Consider the following 21,914-nt stretch of genomic DNA (forward strand, 5'->3'; position numbering starts at 1 on the left):
GTTGCATGTTGTCGTGTCCCTTTCTGCGGCGTTATAATAAGGCAGAGAGGTGATCGCCATGTTTTATGATGATCCGGCCAGCGGCAACGCCACGATTAACCCCGCGCTGATCTCGCGCAGGGCGCGCAACTTTACCGGCGTGATCGTCGAGACGCGCACCGTTGACGGGGCGGTCGAGCCGTACCGCATCACCATGCACGGGAAAACCTATACTGTTACCAAATACCTCGGCTGCCGGTATGATCCCAACCTGTGCGCCACTGAACACGGCATATTCATCGGCAAGCACCAGACGCTGATCTGGCACGCGGATGGCCGCTGGTTCGTCCAGCCGCGTTAAACCGTCCCTATGGGGCGGTTTTGTTTTGCCTTACAGATCGCTCTTATATTGCATCGTGACCTCTCTCCCCATCGTCAAATCCAGCGTCGAGCTACTCTGACTGTAGCAACGAAATCCACCCAGCCCCCATATGATAAATCCCTCTACCCGTATTTTGGCATTGACCGCCCGCGAGCTGTCCGGCGTAATTATCAGATACAGGTTGGCCGAACAACTGCCGCTTGTTACACGGCTGGTGCCGCTGACAGTTGCCTTTACCACACTGGCGTCGTTCTGCCATGCGCCGGTCACGGCCACCGCCAGCGGGATCGGGTCGTAATGGCTGTCGCTGGGTCGCGAGATGCTTTTTATCGATACGTTTCGTGTAACCGTCGAATAGCTGGTAGTCCCATTAATGGCGTCCTCCCATGTGAACGGTTCGATCTCGACATACTCCATCCCCGGCACCCGCGGACTGTTTTGCCCGTGCATGATACACCTCATCCCCGCACCGCCTTTCGGCGGCCGATTATACGGTCAGCACCACTCGCCCGCGTTCGGCCGAATTGTTGGCATTTTGCGTTGCAATGATCTTTCCGCTCTGAACGCTTATTGCGACATAGGTGGATGTTGAGAACAGTTTGGATACGGTCTGCGTACCAGCGTGGTAGGCGTACACTGAAATATACGTCCCTGTCCGGTACGAATAATAAGTAGAGATCAGCGTATCGTTTTTGGGTGCGCCGCACACCTCCCAGGTCTCCTGATCGGCAAAGCTCTCCTTTACATATTCCACGATCTGCGGCGCGGCGGCCGCCGTCTGTCCGTGCATGATACACCTCATCCCCTGCGCCGCCTTTCGGTGCCAATGTCGGGAAATGCGTATCTAAATCGCTGTTTAGATACCCCCCGATTATTTTTCGTCATTTTCACAACTTTTTCCTCCATTTAGAAGCCAATGCACCAGGTTTTCCAGCTTTACGGCAACAAAGCTCAGCCCGAACCACGCCGCCGAAAACTGCGGGCATACCTGCCCCCAAAGGTTGCATGGCATGTCCGAGTAGTCCCACACGCCCCAGCCGAGCCAGCGGTTGACCACCAGCCCCACGAGCAGCTCCAGCCCTGTCACGATCGCCGCGCCCTGCAGCATCTGCAGCGGCATCGGCGGGTGCTCCTGTATCTCGTCCAGCAGGCCGATCAGCACAAAGCACACACCGCCCAGCACGCCCATCGTCCAATGGGTGCGCCCGCGCCAAAGCAATTCGATACCCATGTACGCCAGCCCACCGAGCACGGCCATGCCGCTATGCAGCGCCAGCGACCGTGCTGTAATCAATCTGCACCGCATTGATCTCCTCCTCACCCTCCGCCGCCCAGATCGCGGCCTTGACCGTTTCCTGATACCGCCGGTACGGGTAAACATACGCGGCGATCGCCAGCGAGAGCGCCGTGTACTCCTCCACCGTGAATACCCTGCACGCCTGCTTCTGCGCGTGCCACTCCAGCACCGCCTCCTGCCGCGCCTGCACCGCAAGCTGGTACTGCATCAGGTTGAGCGCCAACTCGTCCTGATCCTCCTGCGTCACGCCGTAGGTCTGGCCGTCCGTCCAGACGAGCGGATGCGCGTCCAGCCAGTCCGCGAGCGCCTGCTTGTTTGCCTCCTGCCGCGCCTCGCGCAGCGTGTCCAGCCCGGGCGCGGGCGGCGGCTCCGGCGCTGGGCTGTTGGATAACGTCAGCGTACCCCCGTCCGTCTCGCACCGCAGCCAGTCCGCCACCGTGTAGCGGCACAGCTCCGCGCCGTCGTCCGCCTGTATCACCAGCACCCCGCCCGGCTCTATGGCCTCCCGCGCCGTGATCACGCACCCGTCCGCCGTCGGCCGGAACGTGACACCCTCATAGGTCTTATCGTTTGTGAGCAGCTTCATTGATGCACCTCCCTATTTGAAGCCATACATCGGGGATTGATCGCCGTATTGCCATGTCAGCGTTTTGGTGTTCTGGTTATAGTGGTTCTTATTAAACTGACTCGATGAAATAATACTGCCGTTGTTATAATCCACATCAATATAGAATCCATAGTCAGGGAAAAGCACCTGATACCGGTTACTGCTCGCCGCTGCCGCAACCATGCGGTAGTCCCCCACATACAGGCTTCCTCCACTGGGGACTTCGAGCTTTTTTATAGAGGATACCTTGAACGACGGCTCTTTCACGCCGCCCCCGCCCGCTATTGTCCGCATCAGTCCACCCCTCCCTCGAATATCAGCGTCAGGTTGACCGCTGGCTTTTCATTGCCCCAGCAGGTAGCCACAAGCTGCCCGTCCGCGGTATCGACATAGGCGATCAGGGCATACGCCTCCTGCTCCAGTTTGCGCGCGGACGCATCCGTGGAGTACTGCGGGCCGATGTTGGCGTATTTCATCGTCGCTTTCGCCACGCTGCAGCTCACCGTCTGCGTGTATACGCTGCCGGACAGCGTCCAGCCGCTCGTGGGGAACGACGCCGTCGTCCGCACCGGCTTTGCCACCTCTAAATTGGTCCGCGCGCCCTGCGCCGTGCCTGCGGCTGTGCCGCCCTGCTCGATTGGTACAAAGCCCTCCTCGTTCAGCCCCGCCACGCCGTCCGGCTGGCCGACCATATCCTGCGATACCGCGCCGGACGGCTCCACCGTTACCGTTACGCTCTCCGCGTTTTCTACAACGAACGGCATGACCGCCTCGAACTCGGTCCCCGCACCGTTCACCGGCGGCTGATGCGGGATGGACGGCGCGTTCGCCACCGCGAAACAGGTTCCGTCCGCGAGGAACAGCGCCAGCTCGCGGATGGTAAAAGCAGCCGTTTCCGCAGGCATCGCCGCCGTCGCTGTAAAGCTGTTTCCGCTCCGCGTGTAGGATGCGACCGCGCCGCGCCATTTCTCATTTTTCAGGGAGGTCTGGTCTTCGGTCGGCTCGTACTCCGCGCCGTTCCCGTCACCGATCGCCATGTGTGTGATGTTGACCTTTCCCCCTGCCTGTGCCGCTGCCGCCAGCGCCGCCAGCCCTGCCTCGGTCACAATGGTTATATAATTCACGTCAGCCCTCCTCCTGCTGTAAACCGGACATGCAGCAGCATGCCCGCCGACGCGCGCACCGCGGCCTGCCGCTCCTGCCGGTAGTCAAATAGATAGTCAAACACCACATGCGAGGGCATGACCTCCAGCAGCGAGGCGGTCATTGCCTCTATCCCCCGTGGGAACGCGCCGGAGGACGCGAACCGGAACCGGACGCGATGCTCGCGCGCCAGCTCCTCCACCGTGGAAACCGCACCCGCCGCATAAGCGGCCGCTACGCCTGCCAGCATGTCCCGTGTGGTGGTCTGCGCGCCGCGCATTTTCGCCTTAACGCGGGCGCGGCGGTCGTCCCAGCTCTCGCCCTGCAGCGGCGTTACGCCATACTCCCGTTCCCAGTAGACAATACCCCACGTCGCGGTATCGATGCAAAGCTGCTGCAGCCAGTCGAGCGCCCGCGCGCGGAACACCTCTCCCAGCACCCAAAGCACACCCGCCGCCGCGCCCACCTCTGGACTGGCGAGGTAGCGCTCGGGCAACAGCTCGGTCAATTTACGTTCCATCGCCCGCCGCCTCCTCTGGAAAGCCGTTTACCGTCACTGTGCCGAGCAGCGGCACCTCGTCCGCGTCCAGTGGCACGTTGACCGTGCCGCCGTTTACTGTCAGGCCCGAGCAGTCGGTCACGCCCTCCAGCTCCATCACAAACGACAGAACGCGGTTATATACGATCTCCGCCTCCGGCTGAAACGCCAGCGTGCCGAGGTATTCCGCCATCCGGTCGGTGAGCGCCTGCACGGTGTTCGATTTGGACACCGTCCCGTCAGTCTCCACCGTCACCGCTACCTGCACGCCAACGCCCGCCGCGCTTTCCACGGTCACCTCGGCGGTCACCGGCCGCTGGGTTTCGATATAGGCCGCGACCTCGTCCACCTTGTCCTCCTCCACCGGCCGCAGCTCCATGTCGGCTACGATCACCTTGACCGTGCCTGGACCGTCCCAGCAGCGGATCACCGCCGCCGCGCCGATGCCGTTTACCTCCAGCGCCCACTGGTGGTAATGCCTGTCGTTGCCGGAGGTAGGCGGCGTCTTGCGGTACGCATCCAGGCGGGCGAACAGAGCCGCGTCGCTCTCCGGATCAGTGCCGCCCACAGCCGCCTGTGTATTTGTCACACCGGTCACGCCCGTAACGGCCTCCTGCGTACTCACCACCGCCCCTGCCGGTATGTTGTACACTGCGCCCACCTCGTCCGCGGTTGCGGATACTGTCCCGCTGCCGCCCCCGCCCAGCGTCAGCGCCTCATCGGTCGCAAAGCACAGCCCGTCCGCGGTAACGCAGATGGTTCCCGCCGGAACAGATGCGCCCGCCGTGCCGGTAAAGGTCACGTCCACACCTGCGGCCGTGCCTGGCTTGCGCGTGATGCCGTACCCTGCCGCAGCCTTATCGATGTACGCGCCGCTCGTCTCGTCTACAAAGGAGATCGGCACCTGCGCGCGCAGCGCCTGCAAGCCCTCCCAGAACACATACGCGCCTGGCGCAAGTATGATGTTCAGCAGGCCGCCCTCGCCCGCGTACAGCCCAAGGTCGTCCTCGATAAAGGCGCGCAGCATGTCCTGCACGCCCTCCGGCGTCAGGCTGTCAAAGTCCTGCGCCTGCAGCGCCGCTTTGAGCGCGTCAAGCTGCGCCTGCAGCGTTTCATCCCTATCCGACATCCTGCTCCACCTCCATTTTGATCTCTCCATAAATGCTGATAATCGAAAAGCTGACCGTCAGCCGGTCGCCCGCCGCCTCCACCGTCATACCGGTCACGGCTGAGATGTACGGGCAGGCCAGCAGGCACTCCTCAATGTAGCGCTGCACCTCGGCGCGCTTGGTTTCCGGCTGATAACTCTGCCCGATCAGCGCGTTCGCCTCGTTCCCGTAGCCTGCGGAAAAGCACGGCCAGCGGAAGCGCTCGGTGTGCAGCGCGTTCCAGGCCCACACCGCGACCGCCTGCTCGCGCAGCACGATCACCGGCACGCCGCCGCGCAGCACAGGCGCGTCCCGCACAAAATCCCATGCGCATTCCCGCATCACCGGCAGCGCGGCCGCTGGCGTCGCCGCGGTTGGCTGCAGATAGGGGAAAATATCCTGTTCCGCCATATGCTCACCTCATTCCATCGCCAGCAGGGCGTAATACGACTGCCCATCGTCCGACCGGAGCAGCAGCACGCGCTGCCCGCGCGACAGGCCGCGCCGCAGTCCCGCCGCAAAGCCCAGATCGTCCTCCTCCAGCGGCAGCCCGTCCGCCTGAACCGCCACCGTCCCGTCATGCTCGTAATCCCTGGTTACCAAACCGAACGTCAGCGTCCAGCCGCCCGTGCCGCTCGGCTCCGACAGCAGGCTTGCCAGCTCCGCCAGGTTGCTCATTCGTCCGCCTCCGATCCGCTCTCACTCTCGCGCATCTCGTTTTTGAAATTCAGCGTCAGGCTGGTCGCGTATACGCCGTTTTGCCACACATGCTTATCCGCGTCGATCCAGCAGGTATTCGCCAGGCCGGTATATGGCTCGTGTATCCATACCGTGTTGCCCGTGATCAGCTTGGTATGGCCGAGGCAGCTCACGGATGCCGTGCGCTCCACGCCGTTCTCCGCGAGGATGTCGCGCGCCTCTGCGGTGGCGTCCTCCCCGTCGCGCTGCGTCAGCACGTCGGCCAGCAGGCCGTACCGTGTCACCGCCGCGTCGTCCGATACCGAGCGGAGGAAGTTGCCCTCGCTGTCCACGATGATCACGCGGTTTTTCATGTTTTCCATGCTCTCACCGTAGGCCGCGGTCTGCAGGTTGGTCCCGCGCGACAGGATGACCGACTGCGGCGTCACCGTGCGCTCGACCACCTCCAGCTTATCCGCGTCAAAGCGCAGCAGGTACTTTTTGCCCGTCTGCCGGCTCGCCAGCGTGTAGGCGGTGTCAATGATCTGGTACACCGCGGCTGCGGAAAATTTCCGGCTGATCGACACGCCGGTCTGCGCCAGCGCGCCGGTCGGCACACCATAGGTGCTGCAAAGCTGCCGCGTGATGGCCTCCGGCGTTTCCCCCTTGTATTTGCGGCTCGCCTTGCTGTTTTTGAGATAAAACCCGTTGTCATAGCAGGTCACCGACATGGTGGAGGAATCCGTGGATTTGTCCTTGCTGACCACATGGCCGTAAAACAGCGTCTGCTCCCCCACGCCCATCCGAATGCCGCCCGCGAGCGGCAGGTACACATAGGGCAGACGCGGGTCGGTTGCGGAAACGATCATTTCCAGCGCGAGCTTACGGCATACGCTGTCCACGTCGCCCGACCACTCGATGCGCCGGAACATGTGCGACACATCACACTCCCCATCCTGGTTCCGCACGCTCACCCACGGCTGGCGGTACTGGTACTGCTCCATCCTTCCGCCTCCTCACAGCGCCGACGCGGGCGGTATTTTGATAACGCTCCCGTCGTAAATCAGGTCAGGGTTTTGTATGCCGTTGTAGGCGGCCAGCTTGGGGTACAAATTGGCATTGCCGTAATACTGGCGGCAGATGCCGGAAAGCGTGTCCCCAGGCTGCACCGTATGGTTCTGCACCGCGGTCTGCGCGGGCGTTTCGGTCGCGCGGGCGGGGGTGGAAACCGTCGCGGCCTGCGCCGTGCTCTGGTCATCCCCCACCAGCCGCACAGGGTTCGGCTGACGGTGCCGCCGCATGGCAAGCGTGCAGTAATAATCGCCCGTTCCCTCCTGCTGGCGGTACTGCAGGTTTTCCAGCAGCACCTCGCATTGTGTCGGGCTGTCCGAAACGATGAAGCGGCACACCTGCCTGTTGTCTCCCGTCAGTTCAAAAAAGTCGATGTAATAATATGGGTCCAGCACAGCGGTCACGTCGTTAAAGGGGTACGCCTGCACCGGCAGCATAAATTCGAGCGTCTCGCTGAACAGCGTCCGGTCGCCCGCCAGATGCACGTCCCCGAAGCCCGTCAGGTTCACGGTTTCGATGGCGACGCCGCGGTCGATCACATACTGCTGCGGCGTGACCGGCAGCACAACCTCCTGCCCCGTCGTCAGGTTTACAAAGATGATCCGCCGCCGGCCCGAACGGTATGCCTGTATCTGCTGCGCGGCCACTCTGCCGAGCAGTCCGGCAGCCGTGCCGCCGATGATCCCGCCGCCTGTAATGGGCATGGGTCGCCCTCCTTTCCCAAAAATAAAAGCCCCGTCTCTGCCTTGCTTGACAAAGACGGGGCTTATACGCTATAATACAGATACAAAAGGGACGCTGTTACTGCGGTCAGCCCTTACTCTGATTCAACTAATGTTGACCGTTTCGGGTGCCACCGAGCGGTCAACGCGCTTTTATGGACATTGCGCAAAGCAGGATTGCCGCGCAAAACAAAAGCTGAAAAGCCTTTCTCCACATTCGCATCACCTCCCCTCGCGGTACAATGCGCGGGGAAAAGGTGGGCTGACCGCCAATATGTAACAGCGTCCACGCATATTATAGCATACGCTGTCGTCTTTTGTCTATGCTTGCCGCCCTTTACGGGGCGGCTTTTTCATGCCCTCAAGCCGGCCGCAGCGTGCGCCGCTGGGCCATCACACGGGCAGCGACCGCCTCCGCGATCGCGTCGATATCGCTCTCCTGCCGGACGGTGTAATTACCGCCCATGTTGATAACCACGCTCCCGCTGCCCTGCCGGTCCTGCGCCCGCGCCTCCCGCGCGGGCAACACCCGCTCGCCCTCATGGAGCAGGTACAGCATATTGTCGCGCGGCACGCGGTCAACGCCGATTGCGCTCGGCCCGCCTGTCAGATAAGTCGACGCCCGTCCACCCCCGCCGGATGAAACGCTCCCCGTCAGATAGGTCGAGGTTGGCACGCTTATAGCAGGCGGGGTGTAGCCGGAGATTAGGCCTCGCGTGAGCCGCTGCCCCAGCGCATAGCCCGCATTTTCAAACGCGCTACCCGCCGCTGCCTGAATATTGGACGCCATCGAGATATTGGCGTCAGTCAGGATACCAACCGCTTCGGAGTTGTAATACTCGCTCTCAGCCATTGCCTGAGCTTCACCCATGAGCGCGCCCAGCTCGGCGCGGGCGGCGATCTTCTCGTCATCCGTTGCTGTACCGCTGTCAATCGTACTCATGGCTTCCTGATACCGTTCGTGCATACTCTGCACCTGTGCGGCGATCTGCTCGTCCATGTCCGCAGAGATATCGCCTGAAAACATTCCATTGACAATATCGCGGTACATTTCCTGTTGCATATTTTCCAGATCACTCTGGAGCGTCCCCATCTGGCTGTAGACCTCCTGCATTTTCTGCCCTGCCTCACCGCCGAGCCAGTCGATCTGGTCTGACATACCGAGCTTTTTCCCTTCGTTATAGCCCTCGCCCATCGCGTTCTGCAGCTCCTGATTATAGCCCTCCAGCGTAGACTGCAGGCCGGAAAAAGTCTTGCTTTGCTGTTCCATCGAACCCTGGTACATTTTGTCCATATAGTTCTGGATGATCTGTACCGCCTCCGTACCGGCTATGTCGCCGTCTGAGATCATCGAGTAGGCGGTACCTTTACTTACGCCCTTGGCGCTGGCCAGCGCGCCGACCGCATCGATGCCTCGATCCTGCAGTATGTCCAGATCCTCCAGCGTCGTCTTGTCGCTCGATCGCATGCGTCCAAGCGCGGTCGCTATATTATTCATATCCATAGTAGTCATGCCGAGCGCCGCACCTGCGTCACCAATCGAGGTCATCGCCGGAATCATTTCGTTTGCCGCATAACCATAAGCCTTAAGCGTCTTACTCATGGCAGTGAGATCGCTATACAGAAACGGCGTCGCATTCGCCATGGTTTTTACCTGCTCCAGATAGCTCCGCGCCGTCCCCTCGTCCCCGAACAGTGTCGAAAATGAAATCAGGTCGGTTTCACGCTGCGCGGCCAGGCTGGAGCCGCTGGACAGGTCCTCCTCCCGCCTGGAAAAGACATCCTCCACCTGCCCCTGCACATAAGCCTTAAACGCTTCGTCGCGCTTGGCATAGGTTTCTGTTGCGGCAGTGATGCCGCCTGTAATCGCACCGATTCCCGCACCAATCGCTGCGCCAGCCGGTCCGAGCATTGAGCCAATCGCTGCGCCGGATAGCGCGTTCCCCAGCACAGAGGACACTGCGCTTCCCGCCTCATCTCCAAAATAAGAGCCAATCAGTGTATTGGCCGCGCCGGACAGGCTCTGGCTGAGCATTTGCCCGATACCGGCCCCCGCAAGGCCCTTCAGGATGGATTTTGTCTGCCCGCCGCTGCCGCCTCCGCGGTTCAGGATTTTGCTGCGCGTCCCTGCAAGCGAGGTTTCCTCGTTTTCAACCATGCGGATACTTTTAGACACCGCATAGTATTGCTGCTCCAGTTTTTCCAGCTCGCTAAGCTTGTCTTTATAGTTCTGCTCGCTTACTGCATCGCCTAATTTGCGGAATGCTTTGCGGGCTTCCGTAACCTCCTGCTGCACTTTGGACAGGTTGGTCTTGATATCCACCTTGGCGGCAGATAGCGTGTCCAGACTGTTCTGCAATTTATCAATATCTTTCGCGGTTTCGCCGGAAGCCCGACTGACCTGCTTTAATATCGATGATACCTTGTCCTTTGCGCTCAGTGCGATCGATACATCAGGCATATCCCGTCGCCTCCTCCCGCCGCATGCGTTCGCTCTCCGCCCTCCAACGGATGCCCTCCAGCACTTTCGGCAGGCACTCGGCCAGCACAAAAGCCTGCAGCACAAGCCGCTCGCCGGGCGGCAGTTTCAGGTAATCGGATGGCAAGACGTGATGATGCCGGAACAGCAGGTACATCACATACGTCTCGTCATCCTCTCTCAGTTTTTTTCGATATCCGCCAGAATCTCCAATGTAGAGGCGCGATATCCGGACAGTTTCTCGATCGCGGCCTGCAGATCCTCAATCTCGCCTGCACGAAGCATTTTGTGTACAACCTCATATGGCGTCGCTGCACCGCATGCTTTCTGCAGGCTCGCGTCGCGCAGATTGGGTTCAACCACACCCGCTGTGATAACCGCCGCAGCGATATCTCTGCCAGCATGCATCTGCTGTATCTCGCGCACCTCGTCATAGCTCAGCTCACGGATACGGAACACGACCGGCACGCCGGTCTCATCCGTCCAGCTTTTGAAGAGGAGCAGCTGCTCCTGCGGCTCGCGTTTGCATGCGCCCAGCAGACGCTCCACTGTAGTCGGTTCGTATTTCTGCTTTTTCTCTGCCATTGTGTTTCCCTCCTTATCTCGGCTGGACCAGGTCCAGGAACTCCCAGCGCGTGAATGTAAACGGACATTCGATCTGCCCCTTGGCCGCGGCCTCCCAGTCCGCCAGCGTCAGGTCGTCGAACGAGGCGTCGTAGATCACCACGCGCTCCGCGCCGTAAGCGTCCGGATCATCCAGCTTGGAAATCAGCTTGACGCGCGTGTCCCTGCCCGCCTTGAGGTTGTCGCTCATTTTAATTGCCATACGGCTGTTAACCTTATGGAAGCGGATCGAGCCGGTACCCTTGGCGCTCATCAGTTTGGTGTCCACCATAAACTGCCCGCACATGGGTACGTCCTCTTTGTTTCCCGCCACCTTGGCCTGCAGGCCCAGCGTCTCGCCGCACAGCTCGTCGTCCATCCATGCCTCGCCGTGCGTGCCGGACATGACGCGCGCGGCCGAATCCATGCTTGTGCTCATTTATCCCGTCCTCCTTTATACCGCGATCTTAATGGTAACATCCTCGATCGCGTCCACGATCGTGAACGCACCGGTCAGGAACACCTGCGAGCCGGTGTCCGCATGGCGCAGTTCATCGTCGTCCATGTCGTCCGCCTTATCGCCCAGGTAATCGCGCACCGCCTCCACGTCGATGTCCAGCGTAGAGCCGCCAGCCAGCAAAATACCCGCCTCCTCTAACTGGTACAGGTAATTGCGGCCTGCCGTTACCAGCAGCATGCGGTTGTCGTAGGTGTTCGCGTATTTACCGATGAACGTGTCCTCGATGGTGGCGCGGAAATCCGCGTCCACGCGGTCGACGACCTCCAGCGCCTTAATCTTCTGGAAGATCGGGCCGTGCTCGGCAGTCGTGGTCGTCAGCGAATTGACCGCGCGGCCGATTTTGACCTGCCGCCCGTCGTGAATGAGGATCAGTTTGCCTGCGTCGATCGCGGCGTCTGCGGTTTCCTTGTCCAGCCGCGTCACGTCGGTCAACTCGGGCAGCGGCGCATAGGTCGCGCTCATCGTCCACGGCGTACCCGCGAAAATGCCGGCCATGCGCGAGCAATACTGCGCTGCGGTATAGCTGGTCGTTCCGTCTGTCATACCGTCCGCGTCGAAATCGATCACCGGATCGTAGTCCGCGACCAGTTTGGGCAGTACAGCCTTGATATGGCTGTGCGCTTCCCTTCGCTCCTTAAGCCAGCTTTCAACCGCCTGCGCCTCCGCCTCCTCGATATCAGGCGGGCCGCACAGATAATCCACTTCCTGCGTGGCGAAATACGCCAGCGCTTCCGCAAGGTTTACGTCCTCCTCGTCCGTCACATACACATACACGCCCTTGGGCGGGTTGACATAGCCCGCGAACGCGCGCTCGATGTATGCCTTGTTATCCGCGGTCAGCTCGGCGGGTATTTTGGATGCCCGCGTCAGGTAATGCGCGCCCGCCTGCTTGGTGTCGCGCACGATCAGGCCGACATATCCCTTGTCGCCCATTGCGATCGTCACCTGCGCGGCTGTTTTGAATGTAATATCAATAGAGGGCAAGCCCATATCGTTACTCCTCCTTTGGTGTTGTTTCCGCGCCCACGCTCTCGACCACCGGCTGCGTCACCGGCGCGGCCGGACGGTTGTCCTCATAGGTTACGGTGATGGTTACGTCCGCCACGTCGAGCGAACGTGAAATATCGATACGGTCGGCGGTCAGCCAGCGGTCGCCGCAGATGAGCGCGCCGCGCTGCAGAAAGGCGTCAGACAGCGTGTCTGTCACATCATACAGGCGGGCGGTTTCCGTTTCGTAGCGGTCGCCCACCTTGTCGATGCATTGTATGGTGATCATCTGCTCCACCGCGACTATGCACGACGTGCGCGAGGTGATCTTCCTCCCCTCCGGCCGCAGGAAAAAGCTCGGCCGCTCGAATTTCTCGGGGAGTACATCGGTGTAAACGGTGCGGTCTGGATACAGCCGCACCACCACCGCGTTTACCCCGTCCATGAGCTCTTTCACTTTCAGCATTTATTTCCCTCCCAGTCTGGCGGCCATTTCGTCGCCCCAGCGCTCCACCTCGCGCTGCAGCATTTTGGGAAGCTCGCTGCGGTAAGCCGAATAAAAATCCCTGCCGCTCACGCGCAGCTTATGGATTTCCGGCGTGTACCGCGCCGCGCGCCCGCTGGGCCGCCGGATATTGTGTCCGCTCACGATCGCATTTGTGATCGCGCCTGGACTGCCCTTTCCGCTTGGCGGGCTGACCGGACGGACCGCCGCATAGCCGCCGCCCGATCCGATGTACAGTTTTTGCCACCCTGCGACCTTATCCCGTCCGCCGTGTGCGTTGCCCAGCATGCCCGCGATCCGGCCGCGCACACCGGTCTGCATCCGCGCGCCCAGCCGTTCATGGATGGCGCGCTGATCGGCGCGTTTGCGCTGCAGCTCAGCATCGCACCGCTTGGCAAAGCGCCGCAGTCCCTGCGCTCCGTCTGCCATCAGGTATCCGCCTCCCGTGTGATCTCGTACTCGTTTTTGTACTCGGACAGCTCGTGTTGGGTTTGCACACGGAACTTGTAGCCGCCGATGGTCACAATCTCGCCCGCCCGCAGCGTAACCGCCTTGGGGCAGATCGCAACATAGGTCAGCGTAGTGGCGTCGTGCGTTTCTCCCTGGGTAAAGCCCTCGTATTTCTCGGTCACGCAGGCAGGGAACGACAATATGCGGTCAACCGCCAGCGTCGGATTGTTCAGTGCGTTCTTCTCGATTTTTGTCCGCCGCACCGAGCAGATAACCGGCTCAACCATCACGGCGGCCGCCTCCATATGCAGGCGGTCCGGAAAGGTCAAATCAGCAAGGAAAAGGAAATGCCCGCGCCAGCGCAGCGCCTGATGCAGCGTCAGGGGCTGGGTGCGCATCGTGGCGCACCACTCCTCGCGGCTCGCGCCCACGGTGGAGAACAGGCTGCGCTTACCGGTCTTTTCGACCTTGGCCCAGGTGGTCTTTCCCGCCTGCCATTCCCAGCCTGTGCCGTCCGGCCTTTCTGCCAGCGTCAGGATGGTCACGCGCTCCCGCATCTCACCCGCTTGTACCGCCATCGTCCGCACCTCCATAATTACATCGTAATTTAAGCTGGTTAAGCATCTGCCGCACCACGGGCGGCACGGTTTCCAGCGCCTGCTGGGGCGTGTCCGCGCCGCGCGCGTCGTACATCTGCAAGGTCATGGCCTGCACGATCAGGTCGTGCTGGGCGGGATTTATCTCCCGCCGCACGCCCGCGCCGCTCAGATAGGCGTCGTTCGCCTGCATCAGACCGGCGATCAGCTCGTCGTCCTCGTCATAGTCCACCTTCATGTATTTCTTGCAGGCGGCGAGGCGCTCGTCCGCCTCAGCCGCCCGTCCCGCGGCGGTCATACCTGCAGGACGGTCACTCCGCCGTCGTCCGGCACATAGCGCGTGTCGGACACCAGCATGACCGCCGCCACCGTCGCAGTGGTGTCGTCCAGATTGGTGAGCTTCACCGCCAGATAGCGCCAGTCCGGCGTCACCCTGCCGCGCACCGCGAACAGGCGGCCGGTCTCGCCGCCGCTGTCCGCCGTGTGGGACAGCTCCCTGATGGTCTCCGCGCCGCTGCCGCCCGAATCGTTCGAGCCGAGCAGCTCGAGCTTCACGCCCTTGCTGGCCGCCATCGCGCCCACCGCCACGAGAAACGTGTAATCATAGCGGTTGTTCATGTCCGCCCAGGCGGACGTTACGCTGCCGTCGCCCGCGAGCGACGCGGGCGCGGACAGCATGGCTTCCGTTATTCTCTGGTTGTTCAGCATAGCGTAATACCTCCCTTACGAGCGCGCGCCCAGCACCACGAACGGCGAGCGCAGCACCTTGGAATTTTTGAGCTTTACCGCGTTTTTGCCCTTGGGCGCGCCGCCCGCGCGCAGCTGCAGCCGGAAGCAGTTCTGCGCGGTCAGGAACTCAACGTGGATGGACATATCCTGCTTTACCGTCCCCTTGCGCAGCAGCATGTACTGTTTCAGATCGAACAGGCCGATATCGCCCGCCTTGCCGACCTCGGCCATATGGTCGGTTTCGATGATCGGCTTGCCGTACAGCGTCGCGTAGGGCGCGCCGGTCGCGCCCGTGGGCGGCAGGTACACCGGCACGCCGCCCGTGCCTACCGGCAGCGTCAGGAACGGCAGCTCCTCGGCCATGTCCGGATGCATCACCCAAACCGCGCCCGTCTTGCAGCGCGGCAGGATGCGGCCGTACATGCGCGCGATGTTCTTAAACGTCAGCATTTCGGTCTGGCCGCTCTCCTTTTCCACCGTGACCAGGCTGGGTGCGTGCAGGATGCCCAGCGGCTTGCCCACGCCGTCGCCGTCGATGCACGCGCCCTCCAGCAGACGGTTGGCGGCGGTCGCCATCGCGTTATTGAGCAGGCCGGACATAAACGGCATGTCCTCCATCGCCTCCTCGGTGATGTAGATAAACGCCATCAGCTTGTCCAGGTCGATCTTGGTCTCGTAGAACTTCGGCCGGCTGGCGGCGACGGTCGCGGCCTCGCTCGCCCAGTACGCCTGCACGCCGCCGTACACGCTCTCGGAAACGTCGGTCTCGTCGCAGGTCATAAAGCGCACCGCGTTGGACGCCGCGCCGGACGTGTAGCTGTCCACGCGGGACAGGATATCGCCCGAGGTCGCGGCGGTCTCCAGGATTACGCCCGCGAAATCCTCCTGGATGGCGAACGCGCCGTCCGTGCCGCTGCCGGTATTGATCCCCTGCGCCGCGTTTACCGCCCCGAGACGGTTGTCCGGCGTACCCTTGGCCGCCAGCATCACCGCGCGCAGCTGCTCTCCCAGCGAAGCGAACGGGCGGTCCTTGCCCCTGTCCTCCGGCGCGGGCTTGCCGCTGCCCTCCGGCTCGGCCTGCCCGCCCGAAGCCGCGCGCAGCTCCTCCACGGCCTTGATCTGGTTGTTGATATCGGCAATCTGCACATTGAGCTGGGTCAGCTTGTCCAGCTCGCCTGCATCCGCCGCGGCGTTCGCCTGCGTCACAAGCGCGCCCTTATTTGCCTTGAGCTCGGCAATTTTCCTGCTGTAATCCATATTGTTCTCCTCTCTGGGGCTGCCGCCCCGTCACATATTTTTAAGCAGCTCGAGCCGTGCCTTTGCCAGCGCGAGCGCATTTTTATCGCCCTCCGGCTCCTGCGTGGGCGGGCTGCCGCCCTTGTCCATCTCGGCCTTGCGCGCCCTCAGCTCGGCCGCATCGGGCAGGCCGCCCGCGGTCGCCAGCGCGCGGATGCCGCTCTGCGCGCACATCACCGCCTGGCTGGCGATCACGCCGTCCTCGTCGTACAGCACGCTGTCTACAAAGCCCGCCGCCATCGCGTCCTGCACGGGCATCCACGTCTCGGCGCGCAGCATGGCGTCCAGCTCGCCGCGCGTCTTTTTGCCCGCGCATTTTAGCTCGTAGGCGTTGAGTACGCTCGCCTTAAACGAGCTTAGCGCCTGCAGGCTGCGCCTGTGCTCCACGCTGTCTCCCTCGGTGCGCAGGCTCGGCAGGTGGATCATAAACTGCGCCACCGGCGAGGCGCGCACCACGTCCGCGCCGATCGCGGCCACCGACATGGCCGAACCGGCCAGCGACTGGATTTCCACCTCGGTCGGGATGTTTGCCGCCTTGAGGATGGTGTAAATCTCATACCCCGCGAACATGCTGCCGCCGCCCGAGTTGACCTCCAGCGTCAGCGGCTCGCCCTCGGGATTGTCCGCGATGGCCTGCCGCACGTCGCGCGGCGACACCACGCTGAAGCCGAAATACCGGTACAGCTCCGCGTCGTCGTCCGACACGACATAGCCGTTCATCTGTGTCCTCACTATTTCACCTCCCCCTGTACAATATGGTCGATGGTGTCCAGGTTTTTCGTGATAAAGAACCGCTGCCCCGCGCCGCCGGGGATCGCGTTGCGCTCCTCCATCGCACGGCACTCGTCAGGGTTCAGGATGCCGCTGTACACCATCGTCTGATAAAATTTGCTGCGCGTCGCGTCGTCCCCGCGCATGAGCGCGGACACGTTGAAGCGCATGTAGCAGCCGTCCCGCAGCTCCGCGTCCGTGTACAGCTTGTACGCCCATTCCTGTTCCCACATGGTCACATGGGGTACGAGCGCGTTGGTTACGAACACGAGCTGCTGCTGCTCGTTACTGTTGTAGCTCTGCTTGCCGCTCTGCAGCATAAACTCGGGGATGCCGGTAAACCGTGCGATCTCCTCCACCGAGAAGCTGCGGCTTTCGATAAACTGCATTTCAGACTGCGTGACGCCGAGCGAGGTGAACTTCATCCCCTTGTCCAACACCGCGACCTTGTAGGCGTTGTCCATGCTCGAAGCGTACTCGTTGAAAGCGTCGCGCACCTTGGCGCGCGTGTTCCGGTCCGCGTCCGTGTCGATCTCGATAATGCCGCTCAGCCGCCCGCCGCCCGCGTAGAACTTGCGCAGGTATTTCTGCGCCGCGCGGTCGGTGGCCACAGTCTCGCGGGCGAGGTCGAGCACGCCGCGTCCCCATTTCCCGTCGTAGCTCTCGAAGAAGCACAGCAGCAGGTCCCCAGGCTGGAACTTGCGCACCATATCGTCCACTGTGAACGCATACCAGCTCTGGCCGGTCTCACGGTCTTTCAGGTACTGGTAGCCCGCCGTCTGCAGCGGGATCAGCTCTTTCACGCGTCCGACCGCGTCCCGCTCGATGTACGCCGCGCCCAGGCCGTGCCAAAACGCCTGGCTCATCATGATTTTTTTGCCCATCGCGGGGCTCATCGCGTCGTTCATGCGGCTGTGCAGCACATAATCGAGGTCGGGGCGCGTGGTCAGCTCCTGCCGCTCGCCGCCCGCCCTGCGCCGCAGCGCGATTGGCAGCAGGCTCATGGAGTTGGTCAGGATACGGTGCGCCGCCGCCACCGGCGAGAGCCGCTCCGCGTTTGACACCGCGATCTCGTCCGCGTCGTTATCCAGTGAGAACACGCGCGCGATGCGCTGCAGGAACTCGTCGTAGTCCACCGCCTCATAGCTGACCGACTGCGCGGCCGCTTTGCTTGCGATCATTTACGCCACCTCCCCGCGTCCGCACGGGCGACCAGCAGGCCGTACCAGACCAGGAACGCGCCCGCCGCGCCCCAGCCCAGCGCCGGATGGACCAGCGCGGCCGCGCGGGACAGGCAGGCCCCGCCCGCGATCAGCAGCAGGTCGTCCAGATACAGCCAGAGCGTGGTTTTTATCTTTTTCAGCATAGGCTCCAATCCTCCGCTTGTACTTTTTCGTTGATGCTGGGACCCGCGGCCAGCCTGCTCGCCGCAAACGCGATGATCCAGCTCACGGTAATGTCGATGCGCCCGCGCGAGCGCTTCTTATTGGGGTGTATATTCTCATTACTGTCCGTATCGCACCGCACGTTTGCAAAGCACTGCCGCGCGGCCGTGTTGTGGACGTGCAGCATCTCGTGCGTGCGGATGAGGTGTTCCATTTCTTTCATGGGTGGGCTGATGCTTTTCATGCTCTGCGGAATCTCCACGATCTGCGTCGGCCTGCCCGCCCCCGCGATCAGCGACATGAGCCGCTGGGTGATCGTGGTGGAAAGCCACGGGTCAAAGCCAACAATCCGCAGGTCGTAGTCTTTGGCGGCCTGCATGATGGTGTCGATCACGTCCTCATAATCGATCACGTCGCCCTCGCAGCCGCGGAGAAAGCCCGCCCGTATCCAGTCGCGGTAGGGCGCGTGGTCCGCGCGCTCGCGCGCCTCGATGTCGTCCAGCGGTATCCAGCCTGTGAACAGCGCCACCCACTTGTCCAGCCCCTCCTGGGGCGGGAACAGCAGCGTAAACGCGGTAAGGTCCGTGCTCTTGGAAAGGTCCCCGCCGCCGAAGCAGCGCTTACCGTGCAGCAGCTTCACCGCGTCGCGCCAGTGCGCGCACCCCTCGGGGTTCCATTGCGTCTTGTCGTAGATCGTGACCGGTATCCAGCCCACCGTATGCGTGGCAATCCACTGGTTGAGCCGCAGCCAGCGGAACAGCCGCTCCGCCGCCTCGCTGCGCTTGGCCTCCTGCGCCTCCGCGCGGATGGTACTGAGCTTCACCGTCCTGCCGATCGAGGGGTTGCAGCGCCGCCACAATTCCTCGTCGTAGATGTTGATATTCTTCAGCTCGTCCTCGTCCTCAATCAGGCCAAGGCCGTACACGATCGGCAGCCAGCGCGGGTCGTCCATATCGCCCTCGCGGGCGCGCCCCTCGCGGCACCGCAGGATGGACAGCGCCTTTTCGTGGACCTCCCAGCCGATGCTCTTCCGGTCCGGATCGTCGCCCGCCGTCGTCAGCACGATCCACACAGGCATTTCGCGCGCGTCGCCTGCGCCGAACGTCATAACGTCCCACAGGTCGCGGTTCGGCTGCGCGTGCAGCTCGTCGAAAATGACGCAGGACGGCTTGTAGCCGTGCTTGCTGTATGCCTCCGAGGACAAAACCTTGAGCTGGGAGCCGCTCACCGTGTCGTAGATGGTCTTGGTGCTGTCCACAATACGGCTGCGCTTTTTCAGCGCGGGCGAATGCTCCACCATCCATTTCGCGGCCGCGTACACGATGCCCGCGTTATCGCGGTCCGCCGCGACGACATACACCTCGCCGTTGATTTCCCCGTCCGCGTACAGGTGGTACACGCCCAGCGCGGCGGCAAGCTCGGACTTGCCGTTTTTCTTGGCGATCTCCAGATAGAGGTACTGGTACCGCCGGATGTACAGTCCGGCGGGGTCCGCCCCGCCGCCCTCGGCCTCGATCAGCTGGCCGTAGAACTCGGTGACAGCGTCGCGCTGCCAATCCATGAGCCGGAACGGCGCGCCGTTCGAGCAGGTCAAACACTCGATAAAATCACATACAAACGACGCCGCCTCGGCGTCAAACATCCGGCGCACCTCCTCTCCGCTCCGGCGCTGTGACGGACGGGCGGTGGTCGGAACACCGCCTGCCGCCATAGCACATTCCAAGCAGCTCTCGCCGCCCGTCACAGCGCCGGAAAGATTAAGAATTACATCTTGGTGTAACGGATTCGATAATCCTCCGGTACACTGGAGAATCGCAACGACCAGACCATCTCGTCCCATATGCAGTACGGCACCGCGCCTGACAGATAATTGCTGTCGATCATCCACTGGTCAAAAAGCCGGCCCTTAAGATAGTAGGACGGGGTTCTCCTCGTAAGAAAGATGAATTTCGTCTCATCTCTTAACAGTATCCAATTCAGTGTTTCCATAGCGATCTCCGCACCAGACCGCCGGCACAACTCGTTAAAGTTTCTTTTTGTGTCGGGCAGACTATCCGTGTAGACACCAATCCTGAGAGGACGCGCCTTCGGCTCATAATCAATTTCGAGTACCATGATTTTCCCCTCCCGTGTTCAATTTGGACACCGCCCGCAGTTTATCATGCGGGCACTCCTGCACCCGCTCGACGCGGCGCAGCGCGCTCTCGCAAAAGCCGTACTTGTTGATCATTGGGCAAAGCAGGCTGCACATGATTCCGTTTTTCATGCCCTGCGCCGCCTTTCCCTACCCAGAACAGATGTTATCGGGTCGCCCGCCGCCTCGTCCTCGGGCGGCTTCGGCACCACCAGACGGCACCGGCTGGAGATCGTCAGGCCCAGCGCGGCCGCCGCGCGGTCGCACTGGTTGAAATACCGCGTCTGCGTTTTGGACAGGTCCTCCAGCAGCGCGATCGCCTGATTCGCGATCGCGCGGTTGACCTGCTCGGTGACCGCCAGGTACGCCTGCTCGGCCAGCAGGTAGCGCGCCAGGCAGTCGTAATCGATCTCCGCTAAAATGCCGATCTCGATGAGCTGCTTTGCCAGCGTGCGGAACTTTTTGTGCAGGCTCTCCGGCAGGTAGGCCGGTGGCTTCACCCGCTTACTTTTGGGCGGCGGCGCTTTCACCTCGGCCGCGCGCCGCGCCTCGGCCTCCGCTTTGGTCAGGTGCTTGCGGCCGTTCAGGACGAGCAGGTCAGTCGGCTGTCTCGGTCCCGCCATCGGCCGCACCTCCCTCCAGCAGCACGGCCTTGCGGCCGGTCATTTCCTCCCACCGCCGGATGATCACATCGCAGTTATGCGGGGACAGCTCCATCGCCCTGCACCTGCGGCCATAGGTCTCGGCGACAAGCACCGCCGTACCCGAGCCGCAGAACGGGTCCAGCACAAGCTCGCCCTTTTTCGTACTGTTCCGTATCTGCCGCGCGAACAGCTCCACCGGCTTCATCGTCGGATGCTCCGCGCTCTCCTGCGGCTTGTCGCAGAAATACACCGTACCCTGCCCGTCCCCGCCGAACCAGCGGTGACCCGCCCGCGCGTCCCAGCCGTACAGGCACCCGTCGTAATCCGCAGGCGCAAGCCCGCCCGCAAGGCACGGCTCGTGCTGCCAGTTGTAGTCCTGCCGCCCCAGCACAAACTGGTTTTTGACCCATACAAGGTAAGCGTGGACGGGCAGCTTTGCCGTCTGGCAGGCCGCAAGGAACTGCATCGTGCTGGACGCGCCGTACCAGATGTAAAACGCCGCGCCGGGCATCAGCGCCCCGCGTGCCGCCGTCAGCGCGTCGGTGAGGAACGCCTGGAACCGGTCCGCGGGCAGGTTGTCGTTTGCGATCGTCAGATGCTCGGCCGTGCCGCCGTGGTAGTCCACGTTATATGGCGGGTCGGTCAGCAGCAGCCACGCCCGCTCGTCCCGCATCAGCCGCCGCATGTCCTCCGGTCTGGTCGCGTCGCCGCACAGCAGGCGGTGGCTCCCCAGCTCCCACAGGTCGCCCCTCCTGCACTGGTCAATTTCTTGACCCCCGTCGGGCAGGTCGGGCGCGGCGTCCCGCGCCAGCGCGTCGGACAGCCGGTACTCCCCGAAGCCCGTCAACCGCAGGTCGAAGCCCGCGTCGAACAGCTCCTGCAGGCAGGCGTCCAGCAGGCCGTCGTCCCAATGGGATTTCTCAGCAAGGCGGTTTGATGCGATCATGTAGGCCTTACGCTGGGTGGGCGTCAGATGCTCCACATACACGCACGGCACGGCAGGCACGCACTCCGCGAGCGCCGCCTCCACCACCGCATGCCCCGCGATGATGTTCCGCTCCTGATCCACCAGCACCGGCGACACCACGCCGTACTCGCGCAGGCTGGCGCGCAGCTCGCGGATCTGCCGCTGGCTATGCACCCGCGGGTTTGCCGCGGACGGGATCAGCGCCGCAGGGTCGAGCAGCTCCAGTTTTGTTGTCGTTTCCATTCGATTCACCTCGTTCCCTCCCGCTATGGGGACACAGTTG

General features: G+C 62.3%; 32 protein-coding genes. 1 reads left to right on the forward strand and 31 read right to left on the reverse strand.

Features of this window, described 5'->3' with window-relative positions:
* The first annotated feature begins 58 nt into the window (after positions 1-58).
* Positions 59-340, forward strand: a complete 282-nt coding sequence (locus tag H8S45_RS04345) for a hypothetical protein (RefSeq protein WP_186949612.1) — start codon at positions 59-61, stop codon at positions 338-340.
* Positions 341-370: 30 nt separating this feature from the next.
* On the opposite strand, the gene H8S45_RS04350 is transcribed toward H8S45_RS04345, so the two are convergent.
* The 31 genes from H8S45_RS04350 to H8S45_RS04500 form a co-directional block, all read right to left on the reverse strand.
* A complete protein-coding gene (locus H8S45_RS04350) occupies positions 371-811 on the reverse strand; it encodes a hypothetical protein (protein WP_186949615.1) in 441 nt (146 codons plus the stop codon).
* A gap of 37 nt (positions 812-848) precedes the next feature.
* Positions 849-1,151, reverse strand: a complete 303-nt coding sequence (locus H8S45_RS04355; RefSeq protein WP_186949617.1) for a hypothetical protein — start codon at positions 1,149-1,151, stop codon at positions 849-851.
* 81 nt (positions 1,152-1,232) lie between these two features.
* On the reverse strand, positions 1,233-1,667 hold the full coding sequence (locus H8S45_RS04360) for a putative ABC transporter permease (RefSeq protein WP_186949619.1): 435 nt from the start codon (positions 1,665-1,667) through the stop codon (positions 1,233-1,235).
* Positions 1,624-2,244, reverse strand: coding sequence for a hypothetical protein (locus H8S45_RS04365; protein ID WP_186949621.1), 621 nt, complete (start codon positions 2,242-2,244; stop codon positions 1,624-1,626). Before H8S45_RS04365 ends, H8S45_RS04360 begins: the two co-directional genes overlap by 44 nt.
* 12 nt (positions 2,245-2,256) lie before the next feature.
* On the reverse strand, positions 2,257-2,559 hold the full coding sequence (locus tag H8S45_RS04370) for a hypothetical protein (RefSeq protein WP_147573941.1): 303 nt from the start codon (positions 2,557-2,559) through the stop codon (positions 2,257-2,259).
* Positions 2,559-3,389 (reverse strand): phage tail-collar fiber domain-containing protein, encoded by an 831-nt coding sequence (locus tag H8S45_RS04375; RefSeq protein WP_186949623.1) that lies wholly within the window; start codon positions 3,387-3,389, stop codon positions 2,559-2,561. The genes H8S45_RS04370 and H8S45_RS04375 overlap by 1 nt, the downstream gene beginning before the upstream one ends.
* The gene (locus tag H8S45_RS04380; protein ID WP_186949625.1) at positions 3,386-3,928 is read right to left on the reverse strand and encodes a putative phage tail protein; all 543 of its coding nucleotides are present in this window, start codon (positions 3,926-3,928) and stop codon (positions 3,386-3,388) included. The genes H8S45_RS04375 and H8S45_RS04380 overlap by 4 nt, the downstream gene beginning before the upstream one ends.
* On the reverse strand, positions 3,918-5,075 hold the full coding sequence (locus H8S45_RS04385) for a baseplate J/gp47 family protein (protein ID WP_186949627.1): 1,158 nt from the start codon (positions 5,073-5,075) through the stop codon (positions 3,918-3,920). The genes H8S45_RS04380 and H8S45_RS04385 overlap by 11 nt, the downstream gene beginning before the upstream one ends.
* Positions 5,065-5,505: a DUF2634 domain-containing protein gene (locus H8S45_RS04390; RefSeq protein ID WP_054327808.1), complete on the reverse strand. Its 441-nt coding sequence runs from the start codon at positions 5,503-5,505 to the stop codon at positions 5,065-5,067. The genes H8S45_RS04385 and H8S45_RS04390 overlap by 11 nt, the downstream gene beginning before the upstream one ends.
* A 9-nt stretch (positions 5,506-5,514) precedes the next feature.
* The gene (locus H8S45_RS04395) at positions 5,515-5,772 is read right to left on the reverse strand and encodes a hypothetical protein (protein ID WP_054327807.1); all 258 of its coding nucleotides are present in this window, start codon (positions 5,770-5,772) and stop codon (positions 5,515-5,517) included.
* Complete coding sequence (locus H8S45_RS04400; protein WP_186949629.1) at positions 5,769-6,776, reverse strand: XkdQ/YqbQ family protein; 1,008 nt, start codon at positions 6,774-6,776, stop codon at positions 5,769-5,771. Before H8S45_RS04400 ends, H8S45_RS04395 begins: the two co-directional genes overlap by 4 nt.
* A gap of 12 nt (positions 6,777-6,788) precedes the next feature.
* Positions 6,789-7,547, reverse strand: a complete 759-nt coding sequence (locus H8S45_RS04405; RefSeq protein ID WP_186949631.1) for a LysM peptidoglycan-binding domain-containing protein — start codon at positions 7,545-7,547, stop codon at positions 6,789-6,791.
* A gap of 379 nt (positions 7,548-7,926) precedes the next feature.
* Positions 7,927-10,026, reverse strand: a complete 2,100-nt coding sequence (locus H8S45_RS04410) for a tape measure protein (RefSeq protein ID WP_186949633.1) — start codon at positions 10,024-10,026, stop codon at positions 7,927-7,929.
* Positions 10,019-10,204: a hypothetical protein gene (locus H8S45_RS04415; protein WP_186949737.1), complete on the reverse strand. Its 186-nt coding sequence runs from the start codon at positions 10,202-10,204 to the stop codon at positions 10,019-10,021. The genes H8S45_RS04410 and H8S45_RS04415 overlap by 8 nt, the downstream gene beginning before the upstream one ends.
* Positions 10,205-10,224: 20 nt before the next feature.
* On the reverse strand, positions 10,225-10,629 hold the full coding sequence (locus H8S45_RS04420) for a phage tail assembly chaperone (protein WP_186949635.1): 405 nt from the start codon (positions 10,627-10,629) through the stop codon (positions 10,225-10,227).
* Between the two features lie 13 nt (positions 10,630-10,642).
* Complete coding sequence (locus tag H8S45_RS04425; RefSeq protein ID WP_186949637.1) at positions 10,643-11,086, reverse strand: phage tail tube protein; 444 nt, start codon at positions 11,084-11,086, stop codon at positions 10,643-10,645.
* Positions 11,087-11,101: 15 nt separating this feature from the next.
* Positions 11,102-12,157 (reverse strand): phage tail sheath C-terminal domain-containing protein, encoded by a 1,056-nt coding sequence (locus tag H8S45_RS04430; RefSeq protein WP_054327801.1) that lies wholly within the window; start codon positions 12,155-12,157, stop codon positions 11,102-11,104.
* 4 nt (positions 12,158-12,161) lie between these two features.
* Positions 12,162-12,620, reverse strand: coding sequence for a phage tail terminator family protein (locus H8S45_RS04435; protein WP_186949639.1), 459 nt, complete (start codon positions 12,618-12,620; stop codon positions 12,162-12,164).
* Positions 12,621-13,088, reverse strand: coding sequence for a hypothetical protein (locus H8S45_RS04440; protein WP_186949641.1), 468 nt, complete (start codon positions 13,086-13,088; stop codon positions 12,621-12,623).
* The gene (locus H8S45_RS04445; protein ID WP_186949643.1) at positions 13,088-13,687 is read right to left on the reverse strand and encodes a head-tail adaptor protein; all 600 of its coding nucleotides are present in this window, start codon (positions 13,685-13,687) and stop codon (positions 13,088-13,090) included. Before H8S45_RS04445 ends, H8S45_RS04440 begins: the two co-directional genes overlap by 1 nt.
* Positions 13,668-14,003, reverse strand: coding sequence for a head-tail connector protein (locus tag H8S45_RS04450; RefSeq protein ID WP_186949645.1), 336 nt, complete (start codon positions 14,001-14,003; stop codon positions 13,668-13,670). The genes H8S45_RS04445 and H8S45_RS04450 overlap by 20 nt, the downstream gene beginning before the upstream one ends.
* On the reverse strand, positions 14,000-14,413 hold the full coding sequence (locus tag H8S45_RS04455; protein ID WP_186949647.1) for a hypothetical protein: 414 nt from the start codon (positions 14,411-14,413) through the stop codon (positions 14,000-14,002). Before H8S45_RS04455 ends, H8S45_RS04450 begins: the two co-directional genes overlap by 4 nt.
* A gap of 15 nt (positions 14,414-14,428) precedes the next feature.
* Positions 14,429-15,691 carry a phage major capsid protein gene (locus H8S45_RS04460; RefSeq protein ID WP_186949649.1) on the reverse strand — a complete coding sequence of 421 codons (1,263 nt, stop codon included), beginning with the start codon at positions 15,689-15,691 and terminating at the stop codon, positions 14,429-14,431.
* Between the two features lie 30 nt (positions 15,692-15,721).
* Positions 15,722-16,462, reverse strand: coding sequence for a Clp protease ClpP (locus tag H8S45_RS04465; RefSeq protein ID WP_186949651.1), 741 nt, complete (start codon positions 16,460-16,462; stop codon positions 15,722-15,724).
* Positions 16,462-17,682: a phage portal protein gene (locus H8S45_RS04470; protein WP_186949653.1), complete on the reverse strand. Its 1,221-nt coding sequence runs from the start codon at positions 17,680-17,682 to the stop codon at positions 16,462-16,464. Before H8S45_RS04470 ends, H8S45_RS04465 begins: the two co-directional genes overlap by 1 nt.
* On the reverse strand, positions 17,679-17,867 hold the full coding sequence (locus tag H8S45_RS04475; protein ID WP_054327791.1) for a hypothetical protein: 189 nt from the start codon (positions 17,865-17,867) through the stop codon (positions 17,679-17,681). Before H8S45_RS04475 ends, H8S45_RS04470 begins: the two co-directional genes overlap by 4 nt.
* Complete coding sequence (locus tag H8S45_RS04480; protein ID WP_186949655.1) at positions 17,861-19,528, reverse strand: terminase large subunit; 1,668 nt, start codon at positions 19,526-19,528, stop codon at positions 17,861-17,863. Before H8S45_RS04480 ends, H8S45_RS04475 begins: the two co-directional genes overlap by 7 nt.
* Before the next feature lie 122 nt (positions 19,529-19,650).
* A complete protein-coding gene (locus H8S45_RS04485; RefSeq protein ID WP_186949657.1) occupies positions 19,651-19,875 on the reverse strand; it encodes a hypothetical protein in 225 nt (74 codons plus the stop codon).
* Positions 19,876-19,984: 109 nt separating this feature from the next.
* Positions 19,985-20,152, reverse strand: coding sequence for a hypothetical protein (locus H8S45_RS04490; protein WP_153802393.1), 168 nt, complete (start codon positions 20,150-20,152; stop codon positions 19,985-19,987).
* Complete coding sequence (locus H8S45_RS04495) at positions 20,149-20,643, reverse strand: phage terminase small subunit P27 family (protein WP_186949659.1); 495 nt, start codon at positions 20,641-20,643, stop codon at positions 20,149-20,151. Before H8S45_RS04495 ends, H8S45_RS04490 begins: the two co-directional genes overlap by 4 nt.
* The gene (locus H8S45_RS04500) at positions 20,618-21,874 is read right to left on the reverse strand and encodes a site-specific DNA-methyltransferase (protein ID WP_243182390.1); all 1,257 of its coding nucleotides are present in this window, start codon (positions 21,872-21,874) and stop codon (positions 20,618-20,620) included. The genes H8S45_RS04495 and H8S45_RS04500 overlap by 26 nt, the downstream gene beginning before the upstream one ends.
* Positions 21,875-21,914: the final 40 nt, after the last annotated feature.

The organism is Agathobaculum faecis, from assembly GCF_014287995.1.
GTDB lineage: Bacteria > Bacillota > Clostridia > Oscillospirales > Butyricicoccaceae > Agathobaculum > Agathobaculum ammoniilyticum.